The organism is Pseudoalteromonas sp. HM-SA03 (assembly GCF_002289345.1).
Taxonomy (GTDB): domain Bacteria; phylum Pseudomonadota; class Gammaproteobacteria; order Enterobacterales; family Alteromonadaceae; genus Pseudoalteromonas.
The window spans coordinates 1-333 of sequence record NZ_NSDG01000167.1 but is presented as its reverse complement, the minus strand read 5'-3'; the positions used below and the strand labels follow the sequence as shown (position 1 = coordinate 333).

Sequence of the window (333 nt, the reverse complement as noted above, 5' to 3'; positions counted from 1 at the left end):
CTGTGGTTGGCTGCACTGCTCAGGGCGCTGTCATGATCTGCTGGCACAATGAGTCTGTTTACTTGCACCGCCAGCCAGTAGACTTTCGTAAATCCATCAATGGCCTCGCGGCGATTGTTGAGCAAGAAATGGCAGCACACGCGATGAGCGGTCAGGTGTTTGCGTTTTGCAATAAAAACAAGGACAAGCTGAAGGTGTTATATTGGGATAAAACCGGCTTTGCCTTGTGGTACAAGCGCCTTGAAAAAGACAAGTTTAAATGGCCCGACAAAGAAGACGATGACGTCATTACACTCAGCGCCGAACAATGGCAGTGGTTATTATCTGGCTTAT

General features: G+C 48.3%; 1 protein-coding gene. It reads left to right on the top strand.

The genetic code is table 11. The features are described from left to right. Positions 1-32: 32 nt before the first annotated feature. Positions 33-333: IS66 family insertion sequence element accessory protein TnpB (tnpB, locus tag CKO50_RS23155; RefSeq protein ID WP_141240180.1), on the top strand; the 301-nt coding region annotated here is incomplete at its 3' end.